We start from the raw sequence: 22,851 nt of genomic DNA on the forward strand, positions 1-22,851 counted from the left end.
CCCGGAGCAACCGGATTCCCGATCAGTTTGTTGCCCCGAGCAAGGTTCAGGCGAAGAAGACGTCGTAGCCGAGGCGCAGGATCAGTGCGCTGACCACGACCAGGAAGATGATCCGGACGAACTTGCTGCCCCGGGCGACCGCCGTCCGGGCACCGAGCAGACCACCGACCATGTTGGCGGCACCCATCGCTAGACCGAGGCCCCACAGCGGCGCGCCGTGCGCGGCGAAGACGGCGATCGCGCCGAGGTTGGTGGCGACGTTCGCGATCTTCGCCTTCGCGCTGGCCTGCAGGAAGTTGTAGCCGAGCAGGCCGACCAGCGCGAAGATCAGGAACGAGCCGGTGCCGGGACCGACCGCGCCGTCGTAGAAGCCGATCAGCAGACCGACCGCCCCGGCGGCGACGTAGTGGTTGCGGCCGTCCCACCTCAGCGCGGTCCGGGCGCCGAGCGCCGGTTTGAGGGCGGTGTAGATCGCGACGCCGATCAGCAGTACGAGCACGATCGGCTTGAACCAGCTCATCGGGATCTTGGTCGCCACCAACGCTCCGGCGGCGGCACCGACTCCGGCCAGGATCGTCAGCGGCAGCACGGTACGCCGGTCCGGGCGGACCTTGACGCCGAACGTGACCGCGCTGGTCGCCGTACCGCACAGTGACGAGATCTTGTTGGTGGAGAGGATCTGCGCCGGCGAGGCGTTCGGCAGACCGAGCAGCATCGCGGGCAACTGGATCAGCCCGCCACCGCCGACCACCGCGTCGATCCAGCCGGCCGAGAAGGCGGCGACCACCAGGAAGACGAGGGTCCACAACGAGATGTCAGGCACGGCGGCACCGGCGGCGGGAAAAATTCACGTCCCCCATGATCAAGTAAGGACGTAGTACGGGAAAACCCTTACGTCGCCCGACGTGATCGACCCCACTCGCGCCGGGTTCAAACCAGCGGACACCGACCCCACGACTCAGCACAATGGCGGGGTGAAGTTCCTACTGCTGATTCACAACAACCCCGAGGCGCTGGACGGGCTCACCCCGGAGCAGCGCCGGGCGCTGGTCGGTGGGCGGGAGGTGGCCGAGCGGATCCGCCAACTGCGCGACAGCGGCGAGCTGGTGACGGTCCTCGCGCTGCACGACCCGTCACAGAGCAAGACCGTGCAGGTCGTCGGCGGGACGCCGGTGATCTCGGACCGGCCGTTCCTGGAGACCAAGGAGTTCCTCGCCGGCGGGCTGGTGGTGGAGGTGACGACGCCGGAGCGGGCGCTGGAGATCGCTGCCGAGATCCCGTACGCCGCGGTGCAGCGGATCGAGGTCCGTCCGATCCGCGACTTCGAAGCGGAGGCACTCGCGGACCTGGACCTGGATCTGGGCCAGTGACGCCGGGCTCCCCGGAGGACGTGCCGCACGGGGAGCCGGGCGCTTCTCAGGCTGCGCCGGAGAGTTCGGCGGTCGCGCGCGATGGGGAGCTCGAGGGTGCGATCCGCGCGGCCGCGCCGAAGGCACTGGCGCTCCTCGTCCGCCGGTACGGCGTGTTCGACCAGTGCGAGGACGCCGTCCAGGAGGCGCTGCTCGGCGCGTTGACGCAGTGGCGCGCGAACGGCGTACCGGAGCAACCGGTCGGCTGGCTGATCAGCGTCGCGACGCGGCGGCTGATGGACGGCTGGCGGCGCGACAACGCCCGGCGGCAGCGCGAGGTCACCGACTTCCTGCGCACGCCGGCTCAGCCGGACGAGGACGGCGTCGAGAACACCGACGACACCCTTCGGTTGCTCGTGCTGTGCTGCCATCCGTCGCTGACCCCGGCCTCGCAGATCGCGCTCACCCTGCGCTCGGTCGGCGGTCTGACCACCGCGGAGGTCGCGGCCGCGCTGCTGGTCGGCGAGACCACGGTGGCCCAGCGGATCAGTCGGGCCAAGCGCCTGATCAAGGAATCCGGCGCGCGCTTCGAGCTGCCCACCGGTGAGGAGTACGACGAGCGGCTCCGTGCCGTACTGCATGTGCTGTACCTGATCTTCAACGAAGGGCACACGGCCAGCGCCGGCGACCAGCTGCAGCGGCTGGACCTCGCCGTCGAGGCCCTCCGGATCACCCGCATGCTGCACGAGGCCGCTCCCCGCGCGGGCGAGGTGACCGGGCTGCTCGCGCTGATGATTCTCACCCACGCCCGTCGTGACGCCCGGACCGGACCAGGCGGCACCCTCGTCCCGGCCGACCGTCAGGACCGCACCCGCTGGTACGCCGACGAGATCGCCGAGGGCACGGCCCTGGTCGAGGCCGCGTTGTCCTCGGGCCGCGTCGGGCCGTACCAGCTGGAGGCCGCGATCGCCGCGGTGCACAGCGAGGCCGACTCGGTGGAGTCGACCGACTGGGTGCAGATCGCCGAGCTGTACCGGATCCTCGCCGAGGTCGATCCGGGGCCGATGGTGACGCTCGGCGCGGCGGTGGCGGTGGCGATGACCGAGGGACCCGACGCGGGGATCGCGATCGTCGACGGCCTCGCCGACGACCGGCACCTCGGCGACCACCACCGCCGCCTGTCCGTGCTCGCGCATCTGTACGAGCTCGCCGGCCGGGATGCGGAGGCCCGCGAGCAGTACACCGCAGCGCTCGCTCGTACGCGGAACATCGCCGAGCAGAACTACCTGCGCGAGCGTATCGCCCGGCTCAGCCGCTGACGGTTCAGTTGATCCGCCCGGCCGGCGGGACTGTCAGCGCCGTACGGAACACCTCGGTCGGGTCGACCTCCTGCTTCAACGCCGCCAGCCGGTCGCTGTGCGGCTTCGGGAAGCAGCGTTCGAGGTCGTCCGCCGTCGGATGCGACAAGAAGTTGCCGTAGGCCCGTTCCGGCGCGAGCGCCTGCCACATCGCGTCGAAGTCCTCGATCTGCGCGCCGTGCATCGCGGTGGATCCGAGCAGCGCCGTGTTCACCATGAACCTGGCCTCGCGATGCGCGAAGGCCGTCGCGTCCGGATCGACCGCGCCGAACGCGCCGCCCAGCGCGCGAATGTCCACCGCCATCATCGGCATCCGCCGCCGCGCCTCGGCCAACCGCTGCCCGAACTCCGGCGACCAGCGATCGAACAGCCCGTTGCGCATCCGCGGCGTCCAGTCCGGCGGCATCTGCTCGCTCGCCAGCACCTGCGCGTACGGCATCTCCGCGACCGAGTCGGTCAGCACTGTCCCGAGCGCGCGGAGCGGCGCCAGCAGCGCCTCCCGAGCAGCGAGGTCGCCCGCGATGCACACCGCGACAGCGATCGGCGCCTGCCCCTCCGCCACCATGGTCGGCGGCAGCTGCACCGACGACGACAGGTCCCTCGGCGCGTCGAGCATATACTCGACCCAGCCGGTCAGCACCTGCTCCAATTGCGCCGACGGGAACAGCAAGCTGCCGAAGAGCACCGTCGGCTGGTGCACCGCCGCAAACTCGTACGACGTCACCACGCCGAGGCTGCCCGCCGCACCGCGCACACCCCAGAACAACTCCGGCTCCTCGACCGCATCGACCCGCCGCACCACCCCGTCAGCGGTTACCATTTCGGCCGCCAGCACGTTGTCCAACGCCAGGCCGTGCTTGCGCACCATCCACCCGATTCCGCCGCCGGCGACCAGCCCGCCGACACCGACACCAGCCGTGTCACCGGACGTGATCGCCAGTCCCGAACCGGCCAGCTCCCCGGCTACGCGCCCCCAGGTCGCTCCGGTGCCGACCCGAACCGTCCCGCCCGGCTCTTCGGACAGGATCGTGACTTCGTCCATCGGGCCGACGTCGAGCACCACTCCCCCGTCGTTCGTGCCGAATCCCGCCGGGTGATGGCCTCCGCTGCGCACTGCCACCGGCAGCCCCAGCTCCGCGGCGTACCGCAACCCCGCCGCGACGTCTGCCGGGCCCGTGCACCGCAAGACCACTTCCGGCCTGCCCTGCACCGTGAGCGTCCGGCTCAACCCCTGGTACGCCGAATCTCCCGCGGTCAGCACTTCGCCGACCACCGCCGCGCGAAGCCCGTCGATTCCCTCAATTCGTCCTGCTGCCATCGTCCACCCACTCCAATCACGAGCACCCGTCGTGGGCGCCTCACCTCCTGATCGCAGCCGCTTGCCGATCCTCGACATGTCTGGCGAAGAATTTTCGGAACACCTGGTGGTCGGTGGCGGCTGGTCGGACGAGAGCTCGCGGAAGGAGTGACGGAGGGCGGAGAGGCTGGTTCAGCTCACCGATCGGGACGAGCTGAGCTCGGGCTTGTCACATCAGCAGCGCCTCGAGCTCCGGAAGCCGGCCGTACAGATCCGGCAGACCGCGGACGCCGTTGCGCACCGATTCGTGCGACAGCGCGAGGTCAGGGCCGGTGCTCGCCTCGACGCCGGCGAGGCAGCGGAGGATGTTCCACCTCGTGAACCCGAGCCAGCCGCCGATCAGGAACACGAACCAGCTCGGACCCGGCGGCGGCAGCGCTCCGCCTCCAGCTACGTAGCCGTCGACAACCGAGCGGAAGCTGGCGGGCTGGATGTCGTCGAAGCCAGGTCCCTTCGCGAGGCTCAGAGCGGTCGAGCCGAGTTCACCGGCCAGGTCGAGCGGCCCCGAGAGCTCCCAATCGAGCAACACCGGCCGACCGTCTCGAGCGAGCAGGTTCCACGGCTGGATGTCCCTGTGGGTCAGCACGACGGGACCGGGCCGTTCGCAGGTGTCGACGAAGTGGGCGATGGCGAGGAACGTCTCGACCCGCGAGGCGAGCTCGTCGGCCCACGGCTGACCGGTTTCCGCTGCCCGCTCGGCGAGCTCCGGCCAGTCCCGTGACGCCGGCTCCTCGATCGGCACGTTGGTCCACTTGACATCGAGCGCGTGCAGGCGCGCGAGGATCTCACCGATCTCGAACCCGTACGCCGCCGGTACCGGTGCCTCGGGCACCTTCTCTCCCTCGACCCACCGGTGCACGAGCATGCCGTGGCCGGCCCAGATCGGCTCCGGCATCGGAATGCCCGCCGCGAAAGCCGCCCGCTCCAACCTGAACACGTCCTCGACGTGATAGGCCGAACGGCGGTCGACGAGGTTCAGCTCCTTCACCGCGAACGACCCCTGGTCGGTGTCGAGCCGGTACAACCGGTTGGCGAACCCGCCGTGGACGCGGATCATCGGCCCGCTCGGCGCGCCGAGGAACGAGAGGTGGGAAGGTACGTCGTCCGCGGTCACGCCACGCAATCTAGGGGTCGAAGGTCATGGCCGCACCGGGATTTTCCAAGCCCGGACCGGCATCCACGACGGCCAGAACAGCACCGGGGATGGGGACTGCGACGGGGACGAGGACGGGGAGGGCGACGGCGGTGGGGACGGCGAGCCTACTGGTCACCATCCTGGGTGGCGGGCAGCACCTCATGAGCTAGCGGCGGCACCCACGCCCGCTCCAGCACCAGATGCCGGGACGCCCGAGTGATGGCTCAGCGTCGGGCTTGAGCCGCGGCAACCATCTCGTTCAGGCATGTCCCGTGGGTGCGTCAATCGCCGACGAGCGCCTCGTGGGTCGCGGTCAGCGTCGGGGCCGCGGCGTCGTCGCTGGTCCAGTCGTTCAGCGGGCGGTCGCCGTTCCACCGGGGCACGAGGTGGAAATGGAGGTGCAAGACCTCCTGGCCGGCCGCGCGGCCGTTGGCCTGCAGGACGCTGATCCCGTCGGCGGGGAGCCGGGTCGAGAGGATGCGCGCGGTTGCCTCCAGCGCCGGAGCAACGGCGGCGAACGCCGTCGCGGCGCCCTCGGCGGTCAGGTCGGCGACGTGCTGCCGCGGCACGGCCAAAGTGTGGCCCCGGCGCAGTGGTCGGATGTCCAGGAACGCGATCGCGTCGTCGTCCTGGTAGACAAAGCGCGCCGGGAGTCGTCCCGCAGCGATTTCGCAGAACGTGCAGGCATCGCCCACCGACCTGTCATTCATGACCGGCGATCACCGTCCCTTCATCTCCACCGGCGATCGCCACCCCTCCGATTCATCGGCGATCATCTCCCCGTCGTCTCCGCCGACGTCCACCCCCGTCGTCTCCGCCGGCGCCCACCCCGTCGTCTCCATCGGCGCCCACCCCGTCGTCTCCATCGGCGCCCACCCGTCGTCTCCATCGGCGACCACCATCCCCTGCGATCTCCATCGGCGCCCATCCGGTCAGCCGAACCGCGTTTCCCCCGCGCCAGAAACCGCGGAAGCCCCCGCCGCGACAGGCAGGGGCTTCCAACGAACGGACGAACTACCCGCGGACGACCGCGACCAGGTGGTCAACGACCTCGGCAACCGGGACGTCGGTGCGGTCGCCGGAGCGGCGGTCCTTGACCTCGATGGTGCCGTCGGCCAGGCCCTTGCCGACCACGGCGATCGTCGGGATGCCGAGCAGCTCGGAGTCCTTGAACTTCACGCCCGGCGACACCTTCTCGCGGTCGTCGTACAGCACGGTCAGGCCCCGGGACTCCAGCTCGGTCGCGATCTCCGCGGCCTTGCTGAACACCTCGGCGTCCTTGCCGGTGGCGACCAGGTGGACGTCGGCCGGCGCGATCTCGCGCGGCCAGATCAGGCCGAGCTCGTCGTGGTTGCCCTCGGCGATCGCGGCCACGGCGCGCGTGACGCCGACGCCGTACGAACCCATCGTGACCGTGACGAGCTTGCCGTTCTGGTCGAGCACCTTGAGGTCGAGCGCCTCGGCGTACTTCTGGCCGAGCTGGAAGATGTGTCCCATCTCGATGCCGCGCGCGGTCGACAGCGGACCCGACCCGTCCGGCGCCTCGTCACCGTCGCGCACCTCGGCGGCCTGGATCGTGCCGTCGGCGGTGAAGTCGCGGCCGTGCACCAGGTTGATCACGTGGTAGCCGGACTTGTCCGCTCCGGTCACCCAGGCCGAACCCTCGGCGACCCGCGGGTCGAGCAGGTACCGGATACCGGAGGTGTTGTCCTTGCCGAGCACGCCCGGGCCGATGTAGCCCTTGGCCAGCGCCGGGTTCTTGACGAAGTCGGCGTCATCGAAGGCGACCACCTCGGCCGGCTCGACCTGCGCGCCGAGCCGCTTCTCGTCCAGCGCCCGGTCCCCCGGTACGCCGATCGCCAGCGGCTCGCGCGTGCCGTCGGGGTGCACGAGCATGACGAGCACGTTCTTCAACGTGTCCGCCGCCGTCCACTCCCGGCCGTCGGTGCGCGGGTGCTTGGCGTTCAGCGCGTCGACCAGCGTGTCGATGGTCGGCGTGTCCGGGGTGTCGACCACCTCGGCGGCGGGCACGGCGGAGGCGTCCACCGGCGGCGACTGCGGCACGACAACCGCCTCGACGTTGGCCGCGTAACCACCCGGCGAGCGGACGAAGGTGTCCTCGCCGTTCTCCGCGATCGCCAGGAACTCCTCCGAGGCCGACCCGCCCATCGCGCCGGACATCGCCTGCACGATCACGTAGTCGAAGCCGAGCCGATCGAAGATCGCGATGTAGGCCTTGCGGTGCAGCTCGTACGAGGCCTGCAGCCCGGCCTGGTCGATGTCGAAGGAGTAGGAGTCCTTCATCACGAACTCACGCCCGCGCAGCACGCCGGCCCGCGGCCGCGCCTCGTCGCGGTACTTGTTCTGGATCTGGTAGATCGACAGCGGCAGGTCCTTGTACGACGAGTAGAGGTCCTTCACCGCCAGGGTGAACATCTCCTCGTGCGTCGGCCCGAGCAGCATGTCGGCGCCCTTGCGGTCCTTGAGCCGGAACAGGTTCGGTCCGTACTCGGTCCAGCGGCCGGTCGCCTCGTAGGGCTCGCGCGGCAGCAGCGCCGGGAAGACCAGCTCCTGCGCGCCGATCGCGTCCATCTCCTCGCGGACGATCTTCTCCACGTTGCGCAGCACCCGCAGCCCCAGCGGCAGCCAGGTGTACATCCCGGGCGCGGTGCGGCGGATGTAGCCGGCGCGGACGAGCAGCTTGTGGCTCGGGACCTCCGCGTCCGCCGGGTCCTCGCGAAGGGTGCGGAGGAACAACGACGACATGCGCAGAATCACGGGAGTCTCCAGGCGAATACCAGTAGGACAGTGGAACAGCTGACGTCCAGAAGGATATCCGCCTCCGGGACCTGCTCCGACCCATTATCCCCAGGCCGCGCGCACGCACAGTCACCCGGTCCGCCCGGGAGGTGATCAGCTGGTCTCGCGGGAGGCTTTCAACGCCGCGCGGATGAGCGGGATCTGCAGCGGCAACCGGCCGAACGCGAGCGCCTTCGCCTGCGTCGATCCCTTGCGGTTCACGTCCAGCGCCATCTGCACGTTGGCCGGGAACACGGCGGCCAGTAGCGCCGCGCTCGCGAGCCCGGCGGCCCGCCGCGTCCGCGGGTGGAGCAGCCCCGCGGCGCAGACCAGCTCGGCCACCCCGGAGGCGTAGACCAGCTCCTTCTTCGCCGGCACCGCCTTCGGGATGATCCGCTCGAACGGCTTGGGCTGAACGAAGTGCAGCACACCCATCACCGCGAACAACCCCGCCAGGCCCGTCGTGCTCCTGCTCCGTCGACTCATGCGAGCACCCTATGACCTGCTGCGATCACGGCAGGGTCCCGTACGGCGCCGCCGCGGCCTTCGCGGCGTACAGGAAGGCGGCCTTGTTCTTGGGCCAGAACGTCGAGTCCACACACGAGTACGCCGGGAAGAACCCACTGCACGTCCCGGACACCGCGCCCACCTCGAACGTGTACGACGCAACGCCACGCGTGCCGTACAACCAGTCGTCGGTCGACCCGGGTGCGAAGTAGCCGACCCCGCCGTCGCCGGTCGACACCGGGTACCCGTTGAACGCGCCCATCTTCTTGCCCAGGGCAACCAGCGCGGCCCGGTTCGGCGCGGCGGTGTTGGTGTACCCGTACGGCGCGAGGATGTCGTTGCCGAAGCTGTGCAGGGTCACGAAGACGCCGGTCGTGTCCGCCGCGGCCGGGTCGTCCACGCCGGCCTTCGTGTCCCGGAACAGCTTGCCCAGCAGCCCTTGCACTGCGATCGTCTCCGGCTCCGAGACCGCCTTGGCCCCCGGATAGGTCTCGTCGCACGGTCCGCCCTGCTGCGGGTCCCACTGGAAGTTCGAGTTGCGGTTCAGGTCGACCCCGGCGTCGGCAGCCGGGCACCCACCGACCGAGTTGTTCACGTTCTTGCGGTGCATGGCCGGCCGGCTCGGCGAGGCGGACACCACGTCGACGCCGTCGGGATTGCCGATCGGGACGACCCACAGCTCCCGCGTGTCCAGCACCGAAGTGATCGCCGGGTCCTTGCCGTACGACGACACCAGCAGGTCGATCCATCGGTAGGCCAGCTCGCCGGTCGACAGCTCGCGGGCATGGATCTGGGCGTACAACACGAACTTCGGCTTCTTGCCCGTACTGCTCAGTGCGCAGTCCCCGGCGACGAGCTTGCTGATGCACAGCGCCTGGATGTCGTGACCGCCCTGGCCCTTCGTCTTCTTCCACGAGTCGCCGATGTCGTAGAGCTTGACCAGGTCCGGGTGCGTCGCGGCGACGGACGCGTTGTGCTCCTCGTGCCCGATCGTCGTGTGGTAGCCGCCGTAGAACGTCGTACCGGCCGCGTCAGCGTCGACGCGGTCGAGCGGCTGGTAGACCTCGCCGATCCGGCCGGCCTCGATGCCTCGGTCACGCAGCTTCGCCACCTCGGCGGGCGTCGCGACCAGCACCGGACGGGATCCGTGCCCGTGGCCGATGTCGTAGCCCTCGCGGACCAGCCCGGCGACCGTCGTACCGGCCGGAAGCCTGAGTGAGTAGTAGGCCGGCTCAGAGTCGGCAGCGGGTTGCGTCGCGCTGCCCGAGGGCGCGGCGACGACCGCGGCAGCAGCGAGGGCCAAGCAGGCCAGGGGGACAGCGATTTTCCGCATGGGGTTCCTTCCGCGGGGCGGGGCGGTTCGCATCAGCAAACCTCACCCGCCGTCGCCACACCATCACAGTGAGCGCTCGACCTCAGAACAGGATCGTCGCGAACGTCTCGATGGTGCGGAACCCGACCCGCTCGTACGCCGCTCGCGCGGGCGTGTTGAACGCGTTCACGTACAGCGTCACGACCGGCGCGATCTGACGGGCCAGCTCGACGACCGCCGCCATCCCGGGCGCGGCCAGCCCTTGCCCGCGGCGTTCCGGGTCGACCCAGACGCCCTGGATCTGGCAGACGCCGGTGCCGACCGAACCGACCTCCGCCTTGAACACGACCTTGCCGTCCTCGATCCGCGCGAACGCGCGACCGGCGCGGATCAGCTCGGCCACCCGCGACCGGTAGAAGGTGCCGTCGGGGCCGGTCTGCGGCGGGACGCCGACCTCCTCGGTGTACATCGCGACGCAGGCCGGATAGAGCACGTCCAGCTCGACCGGTTCGACCGCGCGGACCAGCGGATCGGGCTCGATCGCGGGCGGTCCGTCGATCACCATGAACGGCTGCTCGCCGCGGATCTCGCGCGCCGGGCCCCAGTGCGGTTCGAGCGCGGACCACAGCTGGTCGACCGCCACGGCCGGGCCGAGGATCTGGAAACACGTCCGGCCCCGGCGCAACGCGTACGCCGCGAACGCGCGCAGCGCGGCCTCGCCCGCGCCGACCGGAACCATGTTGCCGCCGGCGTGGCACAGCGACTCGAGCACGCCCTTCTCGACGTAGCCCCAGACCTCCGCACCGCGCCGCGGATCGAGCCCGGACGCCTGCACCAGGCTGTCCACGAACACGTTCACGACAGGGTCGCGGGCGATGACGGCCCTCGCCGCTGAGAGGTCACGAGGACCGAGAACCCGTACGCCCACGCGGAGAACCTAGCCGATTCCCGCCACGTGAGCGCGCAACGGGTCGGCTCACGCCCCAGCGGGTCGGGTCAGGGCCCGGCCGGATCCACCTCGGCGGCCAGCCGGCGCAACGGCGAGGTCCAGGCGACCAGAACACCGGTGAACGCGAACACCCCGAGCACCAGCATCGCGGACCGTACGCCGAGGTGGCTGCCGATCACGCCGCCGGTCACCGAGCCGAGGGTCGAGCCGACTCCCCACGACAGCATCCGACCCGCGGTGTTGACCCGGCCGAGCAGGTGCTCGGGCGTCACCTGCTGGCGGTACGAGATCGAGTTGACGATCACCATCACGTACGCCGAACCCCAGACCAGCAAGGCGATCGCGGCCAGCGGCCAGGTTGGCATCAGTGGTGTCACAACGCCGAGCGCGGCCGACGCGGGCAAGGCGTAGAGCGTGATCCCGGCCGGTTGCAGACGGCGGAGCAGCTTGGGCAGACCGACCGCGGCCGCGAGCGCGCCGATCCCCCACGCGCCGTAGACCAGGCCGAACCGCAGTCCCGACGTACCGATGTCGAGCACGCGGTCGGTCCAGACCACCATCAACGCCATGAAGCCGCCGCCGGCGAAGGACTGGATGCTGCCGACAATCGTCATCGTGCGGACGCCGGCGTGCCGGACCAGGAAGCGCACGCCCTCCGCGATGTCGGCGAACACGACCCGGGGCCGCAACGGCGCGCGGCCGTCGCGCTGCTGCGACATCGCCCGCACGATCCCGCGGACCGCGAGCGCCGAGGCGGCGAAGCTCAACGCGTCGAGGGTGAGCAGAGCGGCCGGGCTGATCGCCGCGAGCGACAGGCCGACCAGAGCCGGCACGAACAGCTCGATCAGGCTCGACGCCGTCCAGACCGCGGCGTTCGCCTGGGCGACTCGGGCTCTGCCGACCAGAACCGGCAAGGCGCCGAAGTTGGCGCCGTCGAAGAACGTCGCCACGCCCTGGACCAGGAACGCGACCACCAGCACGTGCACGACGGTCAGCCCGTCGAGCCAGTAGGCGATCGGCACGGAACTGATCAGCAGGGCGTTGAGCAGATCCGCCGCGACCATCACGCGCTTGCGGTTCCACCGGTCCGCCAACGCACCGGCGAACAACCCGGCCAGCAAGTACGGCGCCGCCTCGAGCGCGGTCACCAACGCGGTCAGGAACGGCGACCCGCTCAACCGGTAGACCAGCACCGGCAGGGCGATCGCCGTCACCATCGAGCCCATCGTCGACAAGGCCCGCGCCAGCCAGTACCGCCGGAAGTCGGGGTCGTCGCGCAGGCGTAGCGGCGTACGGGGTTCGGCGGTTGACGCGTCGGTCGCGGGGGCGTCGGTCGCCGGATCGGTCGCCGCGGCACTCACGGCTTCGGCGTCGTCAGAGCGCACGACTCATCCACACCAACTCGTCGCCGAGCTCCCGGGACGGCGTCCACGCCGCCGGGTCGAGCTTCCCCATCACCCAGAACCCCTCCTCCTGGCCGGTCACTCCGACGAGCTCCCCCGCGAATCCGTAACGACCGGTGTGACCCCGCGGACAATCGCGCACTCGACCGTGTCCCGCGAGCGTCGCCCGGCGATCACGCGTGTACCCGAACCGGTTGGCCGTCGGGATCGGTGATGGCAATCGTGGAGCCGGTGAGCTCTGCGGCGTACCCGGCGGCCTTCAGACGAGCCAGGACGTCAGGCAGCGGCTCGGTCGTCCGCAGCTCCAGCCGTACGTCGAACTCGCCGGCGGGCGGGCCGAAGGTGACCTCGGGGCTGCCGAACAGCTCGAGGAACGACGTCCATTCCGCCTCCGCGGCGCCGGACAACCGCGGGACCACCGTCAACCGAGGGTCCGGAGCGGTTCGATGGAGCTTGTAGCCGTAGAGGTCGTCCGAACGCTCGTCGATCCAGATCACCACCCCGCCGGGAGCAGTGACCGACAGGACCCGGCCGTACGCCTCGTCCCAGGTGGTCGCCTCTTCGTGGCCCGCGGCAACCAGTCGGTCCTTGAGCAGGTCGATGTCCGCGGCCTCGAACGAGAGACTGGTGTCCCCGGCCTTGCCACCGGTCGACGACGTCGCGGCGTCGTGCAGCGCGGCCATGCCGCTGCCCGCCACCAGGTCCACCCAGCCTCCCCTCTCCCCCTCGATCCGGGGACGCAGTCCGAGCGTCTCCAGGAACGCGCGCATCGCTTCGACGTCCGCCGTGAACCGCAACGGTCGGATCACCACGTCATTCATCCCGGCCCTCCTTGTGCTTGTCCAGGTACTCGGCCAGCGCCTGCTCGACCAGCGCCGACAGGCTCGCGCCCTCGTCGATCGCCTGGTGCTTCACCCGCCGAATCAGCTCCGGCGGCAGGTACACGTTGAACTGCGCCTTCTTGGCGATGTCGTCCGGCATGTCTAGGATGCTAGCACGCTATCAAGCTATCGGGGAGCCGTGATTTCTGTCGAGGCGCACAACGCAACCAGCGGCCGACCCCATCGGGGCCGGCCGCTGGTTGGCGTCGTCAGACGGCAGCGAGCAGCGCGTCGTCCAGGTTCTTCAGCAGCCAGGACTTCGGCCGGGCGCCGACGACCGACCAGATCAGCTCGCCGTGGTGGAACAGCATCAGCGTCGGCATCGCCATCACCCGGTAGCGGGCCGGGATCTCCGGGCTCTCGTCGGCGTTCAGCTTCACGATGTCGAGCTGGTCCGCGCGCTCGCGCGCGATCTGTTCCAGCACCGGCACGATCTGATGGCACGGCGGGCACCACTGCGCCCAGAAGTCGACCAGGACCGGTTTCGCGGCGCCCAGCACCACCTCGTCGAAGTTGCCTTGGTCAACACTCAGCAGGTCGCTCATGGACGGGTCTCCTTCTCCAGTTCTCGGCATCGGCGAGGAGGCCGGTGAGCTTGCCGCGCAGGTCGGTCAGCTCGGCGATCCGCCGATCCACCTCCGCGATCCGCAGCCGGTACGCCGTCAGCGACGCCGGGCACACGTCGGCCCGGTCGTTGCCCGCCCGCAGGCACTCGATGAACGGATAGGTCTGCTCCGCGGTCAGCCCGAGACTCAGCAACGCCTTCACCTCGCGGACGATCACGACGTCCTCCGCGGTGTACCGGCGATAGCCGTTCGGTTGCCGCTCGGGCTTCAGCAGCCCCTGCGACTCGTAGTACCGCACCGCCTTGACCGTCACGCCGGCCTCGGCCGCCAGGTCCCCGATGTGCATCCCGCCTCCTCGTCACCGACGCTAAACCCTGCCCCTGAGGTCAAGGTCAAGCCTACGGCGGACCGCGAGCGTCGCAGGGGACAGAATGGCCGGCATGATGCTCGGAACCTTCCGGCACGACCCGGACCTCGACCTGACCGGCCGGACCCTGCAGCGCACCGCCGTCCGGGGCGCGCTGTTCCGTGATGACGAGCTGCTGCTGCTCGGTTCACGCCACGGCGACTACAAGTTCCCCGGCGGTGGCGTCGAACCCGGCGAGTCGCCGTCGGAGGCGCTGGAGCGCGAGTTCCGCGAGGAGTGTGGGCTGACCGACGTCGAGGTCGGCCTGTCCTTCGGCAGCACCGTCGAGTACCTGCGGGCGAGCGAGCCGGAGTACAAGATCTTCAAGATGACCTCGCACTACTTCTTCTGCTCGTCCTCCGCGAATCTCGGAGAGCAACAGCTCGAAGGCTACGAGACCGAGTTGGAACTGGTCCCCCGCTGGGTGACCGTCGCCGACGCGCTGCGCGCCAACCTGCAGGTTCAGGAAAGCGGCATCGGCGTCATGCGGTGGCTGGCGCGGGAGACGAAGGTCCTCCAGCATCTGCAGACGCTCGGGCGACCCGAGCCAGTGGACGGGTGAGCGCCGCCGAGACGAGCAACGACCCGACGGCGAGCCCGGTCATCGCCGGCGCGGGCCCGACGAGGTCCGCGGCCGCGCCGGCGACGACCGCGACGATGCCGAAAGTGGTCATCCGCAGCGCCGACTCGAGCCCCAGGACCTGACCGCGGAGCTCGACGGGAGTCGCGTCGGTGAGCAGCTCCTGCTGGGCGAGCGAGGCGCCGTACCCGATGCAGGCCACTGCGACCAGAGCCGCCAGTACGCCGAGCGGCAGGTCGAAGGCGAATCCGAGAAACGGCACGGCGAGCAGGAAGCGCAGGTACGCGCTCACGGTCCGGCGTGACGTCCGGGTGAGGAACCGGCCGACGACCAGATCGCCGGTCATCATGCCGGCGGCTCCGGCGGCCAGGAGCAGCCCCGCGCCTGATCCGGCGTACGGGACGAAGAGGGCCTCGCAGCCCACGATCAGTCCGTTCGGGATGCAGAGGGCGAGCAGGAGCGGCCGGGTGCTCGGGCGCGACAGCAGGATCCGGTTGCCTCGCCAGGTCTCGCGGGGACTCGTCCGGGCCAGCCGTCGCGGCGGGCGGTCGGCCAGACCGAAGCGCAGAACCGGGATCGCCAGGGCGGCGAAGGCCGTCGCCAGCCAGAAGACCTGAGCCGGGTCGAGCACCTGGAGCAGCAGCCCGGCCGCGCCGAAGCCCGCGATCTGCATCGCGCCGACGGACAGGTTCATCGCCGATCGACCGAGCACGAACTGGTCGGGCGCGACCACCTCGTTGAGCAGTCCCCAGCGCACGCCGGCGCCGATCGACAGCCCGTACGCGACCGCCAGGGTGAGCAGCAACCGAGCGGCCGGCGAGAGGTCGAACGCCGCCTGCGCCGCGACCGCGAAGGTCGACAGCATGGCAAGCAGAACCAAGATCCGCCGCGGCCGCGCGGTGTCGGCCGCGGACATCAACGTCGACGCGCCGACCACCTGCGCCAGCGACGGCCCGAACATGACGAACGCGGACAGCAGCGCCGAGCCGGTCCGCTCGTTCACCACGATCGCCAGCGTCAGGCTGGTCATCGTTGACGAGGCGTTGCCGAGCGCGCTACTCAGCCACAGACTGCGGAACTCGGTCCGGCCGAAGGTCTCCCGGTAGGTACTCATGGCGAAACCCTCGCCGCCGATCGCCGGGACGCCTACAGTTTCGGTTGGAGGCGAAACCTTGTCCGAGTTCCTCGTCGACGCCGACGTGCTGGCCAACGCCCGGTTCGGCACGTCACAGCTGACCGAGACGGTGTCGGCGCTGAAGATGCTCCGTCAGCCGTCGCAGCCGTGGTACCGGGCCTGGCGCGAGCTGCACCTGCCCGGGTGGTCGGCACAGCTGGCCGAGCGACCGCTGGGCGCGGCGATCATCGACGCCGCCTTCGGGCCGCGGTGGACGGCCGATTTCCTGACCGTTCCGCCACTCGCGCCTGATCTCACCTTCGAGCAGGAGATCGCGCCGCTCGCCGCACTCAGCGACGACGAGATCCGGGCGGACCTGCTGGTGACCCGCTCACCGTCGCGGCGGACTCGTCCCACCATCGCGGACGACGACGCTCCCCCACTCCCGCGTTTGATTGCCGAGGGCCACGATCTCGCCTCGGAGGTGACCACCCTGCTGCGCTGGATCTGGACCGAGACGGTCAAGCCTGACTGGCCCCGGCGGTACCGCGTGCTGCAGGCCGACATCGTCTCCCGGACGTCGAGCCTCAGCGCGCAGGGCTGGGCCGGCGTACTGCGCGGGCTGGGACCCGACATCCGCTGGCTCGGCGACGGCCGGATGCAGGTCAACCGCGCGGACTTCCCGCCGACCGACGTCCGGGGACACGACCTGATGTTCATCGCCACCCACAGCCTGCGATCGAGCGTGACCTGGCGACTGCCGGGCCAGTTCGCGATCACGTACCCGGTCACCGGCATCTTCGCCTCCGCCCAGCCGCTCGCCGAACCGCTGGTGCGCCTGCTCGGCCGCAACCGCGCCCGCATCCTGGTCGAGGCCGCGGCACCGATCAGTACGACGGCGCTGGTGGCGACCACCGGGCTCTCACTGGCGAGCGTCGCCGACCACCTCCGCGTGCTGTCCGACGCGGGTCTGCTGCACCGTCGGCGCTCGGGCCGGCAGGTCCTCTACTGGCAGACCGCGACAGGCCGGGACGTCACACTCGGCCAGCAGGCCTAGCCGACCTCCTGGCGGACCCACTCGCCCAGGACCTTCGCGCTGGCGTCGACCTGAGCGGGCCAGTCCAAGGCGGCTTCGTCGGCGGAGTCCGAGACGTGCTTGACCAGCCGCACCGGTACGCCGAACTCACGGCAGGCGAAGGCGACGCCGTACGCCTCCATGTCGACCAAGTGCGCCCGCTCGGCCAGGCGCTCCCGGACCGCCGGGTCGGTGACGAAGACGTCGCCGGAGGCCAGGACCGTGCCGTCGCCGCCCTCGATCGGCAGCGACTCCTTCGGATCCAGGCCGATCGCCCGGATCGCGTCGGCGTTGACGTCGTGGTTGACGACCTCGCTGGGAAGGAAGAGACCGGACAGGCCGTCGCGCAGGGCGCCCGTCGTACCGACGTTGAGCACGACCAGGTCGGTCGTGTCGGTCGTCGCGAGCGCCCGCGCGGTGGCCACCGCCGCCGCGGTCTTGCCGATCCCGGTCAGCACGACCGGGATCCCCTCGGGAACGTACTTCGCCTCACCCGCGATCGCGCTGACCACCAGATACCGAGTCACAGGCCGAACAGTAGCCTCCGCTCAGGGCAGGTCGACGTACGGCGCCAGGAAGGTGCGGGCCGACACGGTGTCGAGCCGGTAGACGACGTTCGTGGCGTAGCACGGAACGTCACCGGTGATCGTCGTCGCGGCGAGCACCAACTGGCCGTTCAGGGTCACGAAGTTCGGGCCGCCCGAGTCGCCGTAGCAGGCGCCGCCGTTGCCCTGCGGGGCGATCATCGAGAGCCGCACCCAGGTCTTGTTCAGCGCGTTGAAGTCCTCGGGAGCCTTCAGCCGAACGCCGCCGCCGGGATGCGTGTGGCCACCCGGACCGCGGACCGCCTCCTGCGTGCCGTAGCCGACGACGAGCCACGACGCCGCGTCGAGCGCACGGCTGCCGAGGGAGTCCAACTGGCCGGCGGTCGGCAGGGTGGCCGGGGTGAAGTCCCACACATCGGCCGGAGTGGTCTGCCGGTCGGCGAAGTCGATCACGCCGATGTCGTGGGAGTCGGCCGAGTTGCCCGGGTACGCGGGGTCCTGGTGGGGATCGCCCTCGACGGCGTGCCCGTCGGCGACGAAGTCGGCCGCCGTCTGCGCGGGTGTCAGCCCGGCCGCGGCCGCCTGGTCGAGCAGCGACTGAACGTCCTGCTCGAGCGACACGTAGAACCGCGTCCCGGCCGGCCAGTCGTCGGTGCAGTGGGCCGCGGTCAGATAGGTGTCGTCGTCGATCATCGTCCCGCTGCAGACCCAGTCGAACCGGTCGGGCACGGCGTCACCGGTGGTGTCCCACAGCGCCATGAACGCGCCGACCTCGGTGCGTTCGGGTGCGGGGCTGGAGTTGTAGGAGTTGATCGCGGCGGCCGGCAGGGTGGCCGCGCAGGCGGCGGCTCCGGCGGCGAGCACGGCGATGATCTTGCGCTTCATGATTTGCCTCCCGACGGCCCGCCGCGGAAGTGTGCGGGCCGGTTCGCAGACTATGCGCAAGATCGAGGCGGTGGAAGGCGCCTGCGACAGACGAGGGAAACCCTGCACGCCGGTACGGCGGGGACGGCGTGCGCTCCACCAACCCAGCTCGGGCGGGAGTCCCGAGGGAACAGTCCGGCCTGCTCCGGCCGGACCGTTCCGGGTGGGATCAGCCGACGGTGACCGTCGGCTCGCCGCCCTCGACCGACTCGCCCATCTCCTCGGCGATCCGCATCGCTTCCTCGATCAGGGTCTCGACGATCTGCGACTCCGGCACGGTCTTGATCACCTCGCCCTTGACGAAGATCTGGCCCTTGCCGTTGCCGGAAGCAACGCCGAGGTCGGCCTCCCGCGCCTCGCCCGGGCCGTTCACCACGCAGCCCATCACCGCGACCCGCAGCGGCACCTCCATGCCCTCGAGCCCGGCGGTGACCTGCTCGGCCAGCGTGTAGACGTCGACCTGCGCGCGACCACACGACGGGCAGGACACGATCTCGAGCTTGCGCTCGCGCAGGTTCAGCGACTGCAGGATCTGCAGGCCGACCTTGACCTCCTCGACCGGCGGCGCGGACAGCGAGACCCGGATGGTGTCCCCGATCCCCTTCGACAGCAGCGCGCCGAACGCGACCGCCGACTTGATCGTGCCCTGGAACGCCGGGCCCGCCTCGGTGACGCCGAGGTGCAGCGGCCAGTCGCCGCGCTCGGCCAGCAGCTCGTAGGCCTTCACCATCACGACCGGGTCGTTGTGCTTGACCGAGATCTTGAAGTCGTGGAAGTCGTGCTCCTCGAACAGCGACGCCTCCCAGACCGCGGACTCGACCAGCGCCTCGGGCGTGGCCTTGCCGTACTTCTGCAGCAGCCGCGGGTCCAGCGAGCCGGCGTTCACGCCGATCCGGATCGAGGTGCCGTGGTCCTTGGCGGCCGCGGCGATCTCCTTGACCTGGTCGTCGAACTTGCGGATGTTGCCCGGGTTGACCCGGACCGCCGCGCACCCGGCCTCGATCGCGGCGAACACGTACTTGGGCTGGAAGTGGATGTCGGCGATCACCGGGATCTGCGAGTGCCTGGCGATCTCCGGCAGCGCGTCGGCGTCGTCCTGCGACGGGCAGGCGACCCTGACGATGTCGCAGCCGGCCGCGGTCAGCTCCGCGATCTGCTGCAGCGTGGTGTTGACGTCGGCGGTCAGCGTGGTCGTCATCGACTGCACCGACACCGGCGCGTCGCCACCGACCAGCACCTTGCCCACCTTGATCTGGCGGGTCTTGCGGCGCGGGGCGAGGGTCGGCGGAGGCAGCGCGGGCATGCCCAGGGAGATGCTCATTGGTCCTTTGTCCGTGAGGGGGTGAGGGTCATCCGTTGAACAGACGGATCGGGTTGACGATGTCGGCGACGACGAGCAGCACGCCCATCACCACGATGACGCTGGCCGCCACGTAGGCGATCGGCAGCAGTTTGGCGACGTCCACGTAGCCGGGATCGGGACGGCCGAGCAGCTTGGCGAAGCCGCGCTTGATGCCCTCCCAGATCGCGCCGACCATGTGCCCGCCGTCCAGTGGCAGCAGCGGGATGAAGTTGAACAGGGCCAGGAACAGGTTCAGCGAGGCGAGCAGCTGGACCAGGAACGACAGCCGCGCGGCCACCGCCAGGTCGCTGTTCGAGGCGACCTCGCCGGCCACCCGGCTGGCGCCGACCACGCTCATCGGGCTGTCCAGATCGCGCTCGCCGCCGACGATCGACTTGGCCACCCCGACCAGCTTCTCGGGGAACCGGCCGAGCGCCTGGACGGTGGCCACCGTCATCCGGCCCATCTCGTCGACCACGAACCCGAAGTCCTGCCGCTCGATCTTGCTCTCCGGCGACACCCCGAGGAAGCCGACCGAGACGAACTTGTCCGAGCCCGGCTCCTCGCGGACCTGGTTGACGATCGTGCTGGTCTTCAGTTCCGTCTGCCGGCCGTCGCGCTCGACCATGATGGTGGCCGGCTTGTCGGTGTTGTTCCGGATCAGCGGGGTGAGCTGGTCCCAGCTCTCGATCGGGGTGCCGTTGAAGGAGACGATCTTGTCGCCCACCTGGAATCCGGCCGTCTTGGCCGGCGACTCCTTGTCGCCGCTCTGGCACTTGCGGTCCGCGGAGGCCTGCGAGGCCGGGATCACACAGTCGGTGACGGTGGCGACCGTGGTCTGCGCGACCGGGCTGCCGTACAGCATGTAGAGACCGCCGAACAGGACGAACGCGATCACCACGTTGACCAGCGGTCCGGACGCCATCACGATCAGCTTCTTCCACCACACCTTCTGGTAGAACAGCCGGCCGTCGTCGGCGGCGGAGATCGTCTCGTACTCCGCGGAGCGGGCGTTCTCCACCATCGACTGGATCGGCCCGGTGTTGGCCTTGCGGACCTTGGTCGGGTCCTGGCCCTTGGCCGGCGGCAGCATGCCGATGATCCGGACGAACCCACCGGCCGGGATCGCCTTGATCCCGTACTCGGTCTCGCCGCGCTTGACCGACCAGACCGTCCGGCCGAAGCCGACGAAGAACTGGGTGACCTTCATCCCGAAGGCCTTGGCCGGGAGCATGTGACCCAGCTCATGCAGGCCGACCGAGACAAGGATGCCCACGACGAACAGAACGATGCCGATGAAGGTGAGCAGTGCGGTCATGCCGGTAGGGTCTCCTGGCCGTTGTCGTTCCCGATGGCGGTGAGCTCACGGGCCCGGGCGCGGGCCCAGGCGTCCGCGGCGAGCACGTCGTCGATGGACAGTTCCTCGTACGAGGGTACGTCGTGTTCGGTCACCACCCGGGCGACGGTGTCGACGATCGCCAGGAACGGCAGGCGGCCGTCACGGAACGCCTGCACGCAGACCTCGTTCGCCGCGTTGAACACCGCCGGAGCGGTGCCGCCCCGGGTCCCGGCCTCGCGGGCCAGCTGGACCGACGGGAACGCCTCGTCGTCGAGCGGCAGGAACTGCCAGGTGCTCGCCTCGGCGAAGTCCCATGGCGGCGACGCGTCCGGTATCCGGTCGGGCCAGCTCAGGCCGAGCGCGATCGGCAGCGTCATCGTCGGCAGCCCGACCTGCGCGATCGTGGCACCGTCGTGGAACTCGACCATCGAGTGCACCGCCTGCTGCGGGTGCACGACGACGTCCACCCGGTCGATCGGGATGCCGAACAGCAGGTGCGCCTCGATCAGCTCGAGCCCCTTGTTGACCAGGGTGGCGGAGTTGATCGTGACGACCGGCCCCATCGCGAAGTTCGGGTGGGCGAGCGCCTGCTCGACGGTCACGCCGGCCAGCTCGGACCGGGCGCGGCCGAGGAACGGGCCGCCGCTCGCCGTCAGCAGCAGCTTGCGGACCTCGTCACCGCTGCCGCCGCGCAAGCACTGGGCGATCGCGCTGTGCTCGGAGTCGACCGGCACGATCTGGCCCGGCTTGACCCGCCGGGTGACCAGCGGGCCGCCGATGACCAGGGACTCCTTGTTCGCCAGGGCGAGGGTGTTGCCGGCGTCCAGCGCGGCCAGCGTCGGCCGCAGGCCGAGCGAACCGGTGATGCCGTTCAGTACGACGTCGCAGGGCAGCGCGGCGAGCTCGCTCGACGCGTCCGGCCCGGTGAGGATCTTGGGGATCCGGAACTCGCCCCGCGTGTACCCCCGGCGCTGCGCCTCGGCGTAGAAGGCCAGCTGCAGGTCCTGCGCGACCGTGGCGCGGGCGACGGCCACCACCTCGACCTCGAACTCCAGCGCCTGCCGCGCGAGCAGGTCGACGTGCTCCCCGCCGGCCGACAGGGCGCAGACCCGGAACCGGTCGCGGTTCCGGCCGATCAGCTCCAGCGCTTGGGTGCCGATGGAGCCGGTCGAGCCGAGGATGACGACGGTACGCGGATTCACCCAGCCATTGTTTCAGGTCAGCACGGTCGCCAGCGATTCGCCGTACGACGGCCTGTGGACAGCGGTTTCGACCGGGTCCCGGCGCTACCGTGAACCCATGAGTCTGGAACAGCCGCCACCAGCCCGCCGTGCCTCCGATCGCGACCGGGAGCAGGCCGCCTCGCTGGTGCAGGAAGCCCACGGCGACGGCCGGCTCGACTTCCAGGAGCTGGACGAGCGGCTGACCCAGGTCTACTCGGCCAAGACCGAGCTCGAGCTGCGCGCCGCCACCGCGGACCTGACCCCCGCCGAGCCCACCGGCCCCGCCGAGGTGGTCATCCGGGCCAAGCACAGCTCGCAGAAGCGCGAAGGGGCCTGGCAGGTGCCGGCGCGGGTCGTCACGCAGGCCGAGCACTCCAGCATGAAGCTCGACTTCACCGACGCTCTGGTCCGCCGGCCCGAGGTGCAGGTGGTCGCCGAACTGAAGCACAGCTCGATCACCATCATCGTGCCGAGGGGCTGGGTGGTGAGCCTCGACGAGATCGACGTGGTCGGCAGTTCGACCAGCAACAAGACCGGCCCGGCCGAGCGCGACGGTGTCCGGCTGGTCGTCACCGGCCAGGCGAAGTGGAGCTCGGTCGTCGTCCGGCATCCGCGCACGCGGCGCTGGTGGTGGCCGTTCTCCAGCAAATGAGGTTTTCCGCAGCTGCTGAGGTGAGGCGTTCCACA

At 70.2% G+C, this 22,851-nt stretch carries 25 protein-coding genes; 5 read left to right on the forward strand and 20 right to left on the reverse strand.

Annotated features, from left to right (window positions below; all coding sequences use genetic code 11):
• Window positions 1–46: 46 nt before the first annotated feature.
• Window positions 47–823, reverse strand: a complete 777-nt coding sequence (locus tag BWI15_RS23770) for a sulfite exporter TauE/SafE family protein (RefSeq protein ID WP_077016668.1) — start codon at window positions 821–823, stop codon at window positions 47–49.
• A 151-nt stretch (window positions 824–974) separates the two neighbouring features.
• On the opposite strand from BWI15_RS23770, the gene BWI15_RS23775 reads away from it, so the two are divergent.
• A complete protein-coding gene (locus BWI15_RS23775; protein WP_077017233.1) occupies window positions 975–1,370 on the forward strand; it encodes a YciI family protein in 396 nt (131 codons plus the stop codon).
• A complete protein-coding gene (locus BWI15_RS23780) occupies window positions 1,367–2,668 on the forward strand; it encodes an RNA polymerase sigma factor (RefSeq protein WP_237771429.1) in 1,302 nt (433 codons plus the stop codon). The genes BWI15_RS23775 and BWI15_RS23780 overlap by 4 nt, the downstream gene beginning before the upstream one ends.
• 4 nt (window positions 2,669–2,672) lie before the next feature.
• Here the strand turns inward: BWI15_RS23780 and BWI15_RS23785 are convergent, their stop codons facing one another.
• The 13 genes from BWI15_RS23785 to BWI15_RS23845 all read right to left on the reverse strand — a co-directional run bounded on the left by BWI15_RS23785 (window position 2,673) and on the right by BWI15_RS23845 (window position 13,962).
• Window positions 2,673–4,025 carry an FAD-binding oxidoreductase gene (locus BWI15_RS23785; RefSeq protein WP_077016669.1) on the reverse strand — a complete coding sequence of 451 codons (1,353 nt, stop codon included), beginning with the start codon at window positions 4,023–4,025 and terminating at the stop codon, window positions 2,673–2,675.
• A gap of 208 nt (window positions 4,026–4,233) precedes the next feature.
• Window positions 4,234–5,178: a phosphotransferase family protein gene (locus BWI15_RS23790; protein WP_237771430.1), complete on the reverse strand. Its 945-nt coding sequence runs from the start codon at window positions 5,176–5,178 to the stop codon at window positions 4,234–4,236.
• A gap of 302 nt (window positions 5,179–5,480) precedes the next feature.
• Window positions 5,481–5,909, reverse strand: a complete 429-nt coding sequence (locus BWI15_RS23795; protein ID WP_083750964.1) for an HIT family protein — start codon at window positions 5,907–5,909, stop codon at window positions 5,481–5,483.
• Between the two features lie 9 nt (window positions 5,910–5,918).
• A complete protein-coding gene (locus BWI15_RS39485; protein ID WP_168197362.1) occupies window positions 5,919–6,065 on the reverse strand; it encodes a hypothetical protein in 147 nt (48 codons plus the stop codon).
• Between the two features lie 148 nt (window positions 6,066–6,213).
• Window positions 6,214–7,977, reverse strand: coding sequence for a proline--tRNA ligase (locus BWI15_RS23805; protein ID WP_077016672.1), 1,764 nt, complete (start codon window positions 7,975–7,977; stop codon window positions 6,214–6,216).
• Between the two features lie 135 nt (window positions 7,978–8,112).
• Window positions 8,113–8,484, reverse strand: a complete 372-nt coding sequence (locus BWI15_RS23810; RefSeq protein WP_077016673.1) for a DoxX family protein — start codon at window positions 8,482–8,484, stop codon at window positions 8,113–8,115.
• Between the two features lie 25 nt (window positions 8,485–8,509).
• Complete coding sequence (locus BWI15_RS23815; protein WP_077016674.1) at window positions 8,510–9,838, reverse strand: M14 family zinc carboxypeptidase; 1,329 nt, start codon at window positions 9,836–9,838, stop codon at window positions 8,510–8,512.
• Window positions 9,839–9,920: 82 nt separating this feature from the next.
• Entirely contained in the window at window positions 9,921–10,745 is an 825-nt protein-coding gene (locus tag BWI15_RS23820) for a GNAT family N-acetyltransferase (protein WP_077016675.1), read from the reverse strand.
• A gap of 68 nt (window positions 10,746–10,813) precedes the next feature.
• On the reverse strand, window positions 10,814–12,151 hold the full coding sequence (locus tag BWI15_RS23825; RefSeq protein ID WP_083750965.1) for an MFS transporter: 1,338 nt from the start codon (window positions 12,149–12,151) through the stop codon (window positions 10,814–10,816).
• 191 nt (window positions 12,152–12,342) lie between these two features.
• Window positions 12,343–12,990, reverse strand: a complete 648-nt coding sequence (locus tag BWI15_RS23830; protein ID WP_077016676.1) for a VOC family protein — start codon at window positions 12,988–12,990, stop codon at window positions 12,343–12,345.
• Window positions 12,983–13,150 (reverse strand): CopG family transcriptional regulator, encoded by a 168-nt coding sequence (locus tag BWI15_RS23835; protein ID WP_077016677.1) that lies wholly within the window; start codon window positions 13,148–13,150, stop codon window positions 12,983–12,985. The genes BWI15_RS23830 and BWI15_RS23835 overlap by 8 nt, the downstream gene beginning before the upstream one ends.
• A gap of 109 nt (window positions 13,151–13,259) precedes the next feature.
• The gene (gene trxA / locus BWI15_RS23840) at window positions 13,260–13,595 is read right to left on the reverse strand and encodes a thioredoxin (protein WP_077016678.1); all 336 of its coding nucleotides are present in this window, start codon (window positions 13,593–13,595) and stop codon (window positions 13,260–13,262) included.
• Window positions 13,573–13,962 (reverse strand): MerR family transcriptional regulator, encoded by a 390-nt coding sequence (locus BWI15_RS23845; protein WP_077016679.1) that lies wholly within the window; start codon window positions 13,960–13,962, stop codon window positions 13,573–13,575. Before BWI15_RS23845 ends, trxA begins: the two co-directional genes overlap by 23 nt.
• A 94-nt stretch (window positions 13,963–14,056) precedes the next feature.
• Here BWI15_RS23845 and BWI15_RS23850 point away from each other — a divergent pair, with 94 nt between their 5' ends.
• Window positions 14,057–14,584 (forward strand): NUDIX domain-containing protein, encoded by a 528-nt coding sequence (locus BWI15_RS23850; protein ID WP_077017237.1) that lies wholly within the window; start codon window positions 14,057–14,059, stop codon window positions 14,582–14,584.
• On the opposite strand, the gene BWI15_RS23855 is transcribed toward BWI15_RS23850, so the two are convergent.
• Window positions 14,505–15,716 carry an MFS transporter gene (locus BWI15_RS23855; RefSeq protein ID WP_077016680.1) on the reverse strand — a complete coding sequence of 404 codons (1,212 nt, stop codon included), beginning with the start codon at window positions 15,714–15,716 and terminating at the stop codon, window positions 14,505–14,507. The genes BWI15_RS23850 and BWI15_RS23855 overlap by 80 nt on opposite strands.
• A gap of 58 nt (window positions 15,717–15,774) precedes the next feature.
• Between BWI15_RS23855 and BWI15_RS23860 the strand changes: the two genes are divergently transcribed.
• Window positions 15,775–16,773 carry an ArsR/SmtB family transcription factor gene (locus BWI15_RS23860; RefSeq protein ID WP_077016681.1) on the forward strand — a complete coding sequence of 333 codons (999 nt, stop codon included), beginning with the start codon at window positions 15,775–15,777 and terminating at the stop codon, window positions 16,771–16,773.
• Here the strand turns inward: BWI15_RS23860 and BWI15_RS23865 are convergent.
• The 5 genes from BWI15_RS23865 to dxr form a co-directional block, all read right to left on the reverse strand.
• Window positions 16,770–17,318, reverse strand: coding sequence for a nucleosidase (locus tag BWI15_RS23865; RefSeq protein WP_077016682.1), 549 nt, complete (start codon window positions 17,316–17,318; stop codon window positions 16,770–16,772). The two genes, BWI15_RS23860 and BWI15_RS23865, sit on opposite strands and share 4 nt — an antisense overlap.
• Window positions 17,319–17,339: 21 nt before the next feature.
• Entirely contained in the window at window positions 17,340–18,221 is an 882-nt protein-coding gene (locus BWI15_RS23870) for a trypsin-like serine protease (protein ID WP_077016683.1), read from the reverse strand.
• Between the two features lie 208 nt (window positions 18,222–18,429).
• Window positions 18,430–19,581 carry a flavodoxin-dependent (E)-4-hydroxy-3-methylbut-2-enyl-diphosphate synthase gene (ispG, locus tag BWI15_RS23875; protein ID WP_077016684.1) on the reverse strand — a complete coding sequence of 384 codons (1,152 nt, stop codon included), beginning with the start codon at window positions 19,579–19,581 and terminating at the stop codon, window positions 18,430–18,432.
• 28 nt (window positions 19,582–19,609) lie between these two features.
• Window positions 19,610–20,920, reverse strand: a complete 1,311-nt coding sequence (locus tag BWI15_RS23880) for a M50 family metallopeptidase (protein WP_077016685.1) — start codon at window positions 20,918–20,920, stop codon at window positions 19,610–19,612.
• On the reverse strand, window positions 20,917–22,143 hold the full coding sequence (gene dxr / locus BWI15_RS23885) for a 1-deoxy-D-xylulose-5-phosphate reductoisomerase (RefSeq protein WP_077016686.1): 1,227 nt from the start codon (window positions 22,141–22,143) through the stop codon (window positions 20,917–20,919). The genes BWI15_RS23880 and dxr overlap by 4 nt, the downstream gene beginning before the upstream one ends.
• Before the next feature lie 97 nt (window positions 22,144–22,240).
• On the opposite strand from dxr, the gene BWI15_RS23890 reads away from it, so the two are divergent.
• Entirely contained in the window at window positions 22,241–22,816 is a 576-nt protein-coding gene (locus tag BWI15_RS23890; protein ID WP_077017238.1) for a DUF1707 SHOCT-like domain-containing protein, read from the forward strand.
• Window positions 22,817–22,851: the final 35 nt, after the last annotated feature.

It is taken from the genome of Kribbella sp. ALI-6-A, from assembly GCF_001984195.1.
In the GTDB taxonomy this organism is placed as follows: domain Bacteria; phylum Actinomycetota; class Actinomycetes; order Propionibacteriales; family Kribbellaceae; genus Kribbella.

Coding starts and splice junctions, on each gene's coding strand:
- BWI15_RS23785 (WP_077016669.1), bottom strand. CDS start 4,025: ATGGCAGCAGGACGAATTGAGGGAATCGACGGGCTTCGCGCGGCGGTG.
- BWI15_RS23795 (WP_083750964.1), bottom strand. CDS start 5,909: ATGAATGACAGGTCGGTGGGCGATGCCTGCACGTTCTGCGAAATCGCT.
- BWI15_RS39485 (WP_168197362.1), bottom strand. CDS start 6,065: ATGGAGACGACGGGGTGGGCGCCGATGGAGACGACGGGGTGGGCGCCG.
- BWI15_RS23810 (WP_077016673.1), bottom strand. CDS start 8,484: ATGAGTCGACGGAGCAGGAGCACGACGGGCCTGGCGGGGTTGTTCGCG.
- BWI15_RS23815 (WP_077016674.1), bottom strand. CDS start 9,838: ATGCGGAAAATCGCTGTCCCCCTGGCCTGCTTGGCCCTCGCTGCTGCC.
- BWI15_RS23830 (WP_077016676.1), bottom strand. CDS start 12,990: ATGAATGACGTGGTGATCCGACCGTTGCGGTTCACGGCGGACGTCGAA.
- BWI15_RS23835 (WP_077016677.1), bottom strand. CDS start 13,150: ATGCCGGACGACATCGCCAAGAAGGCGCAGTTCAACGTGTACCTGCCG.
- trxA (WP_077016678.1), bottom strand. CDS start 13,595: ATGAGCGACCTGCTGAGTGTTGACCAAGGCAACTTCGACGAGGTGGTG.
- BWI15_RS23845 (WP_077016679.1), bottom strand. CDS start 13,962: ATGCACATCGGGGACCTGGCGGCCGAGGCCGGCGTGACGGTCAAGGCG.
- BWI15_RS23850 (WP_077017237.1), top strand. CDS start 14,057: ATGATGCTCGGAACCTTCCGGCACGACCCGGACCTCGACCTGACCGGC.
- BWI15_RS23855 (WP_077016680.1), bottom strand. CDS start 15,716: ATGAGTACCTACCGGGAGACCTTCGGCCGGACCGAGTTCCGCAGTCTG.
- BWI15_RS23870 (WP_077016683.1), bottom strand. CDS start 18,221: ATGAAGCGCAAGATCATCGCCGTGCTCGCCGCCGGAGCCGCCGCCTGC.
- ispG (WP_077016684.1), bottom strand. CDS start 19,581: ATGAGCATCTCCCTGGGCATGCCCGCGCTGCCTCCGCCGACCCTCGCC.
- BWI15_RS23880 (WP_077016685.1), bottom strand. CDS start 20,920: ATGACCGCACTGCTCACCTTCATCGGCATCGTTCTGTTCGTCGTGGGC.
- BWI15_RS23890 (WP_077017238.1), top strand. CDS start 22,241: ATGAGTCTGGAACAGCCGCCACCAGCCCGCCGTGCCTCCGATCGCGAC.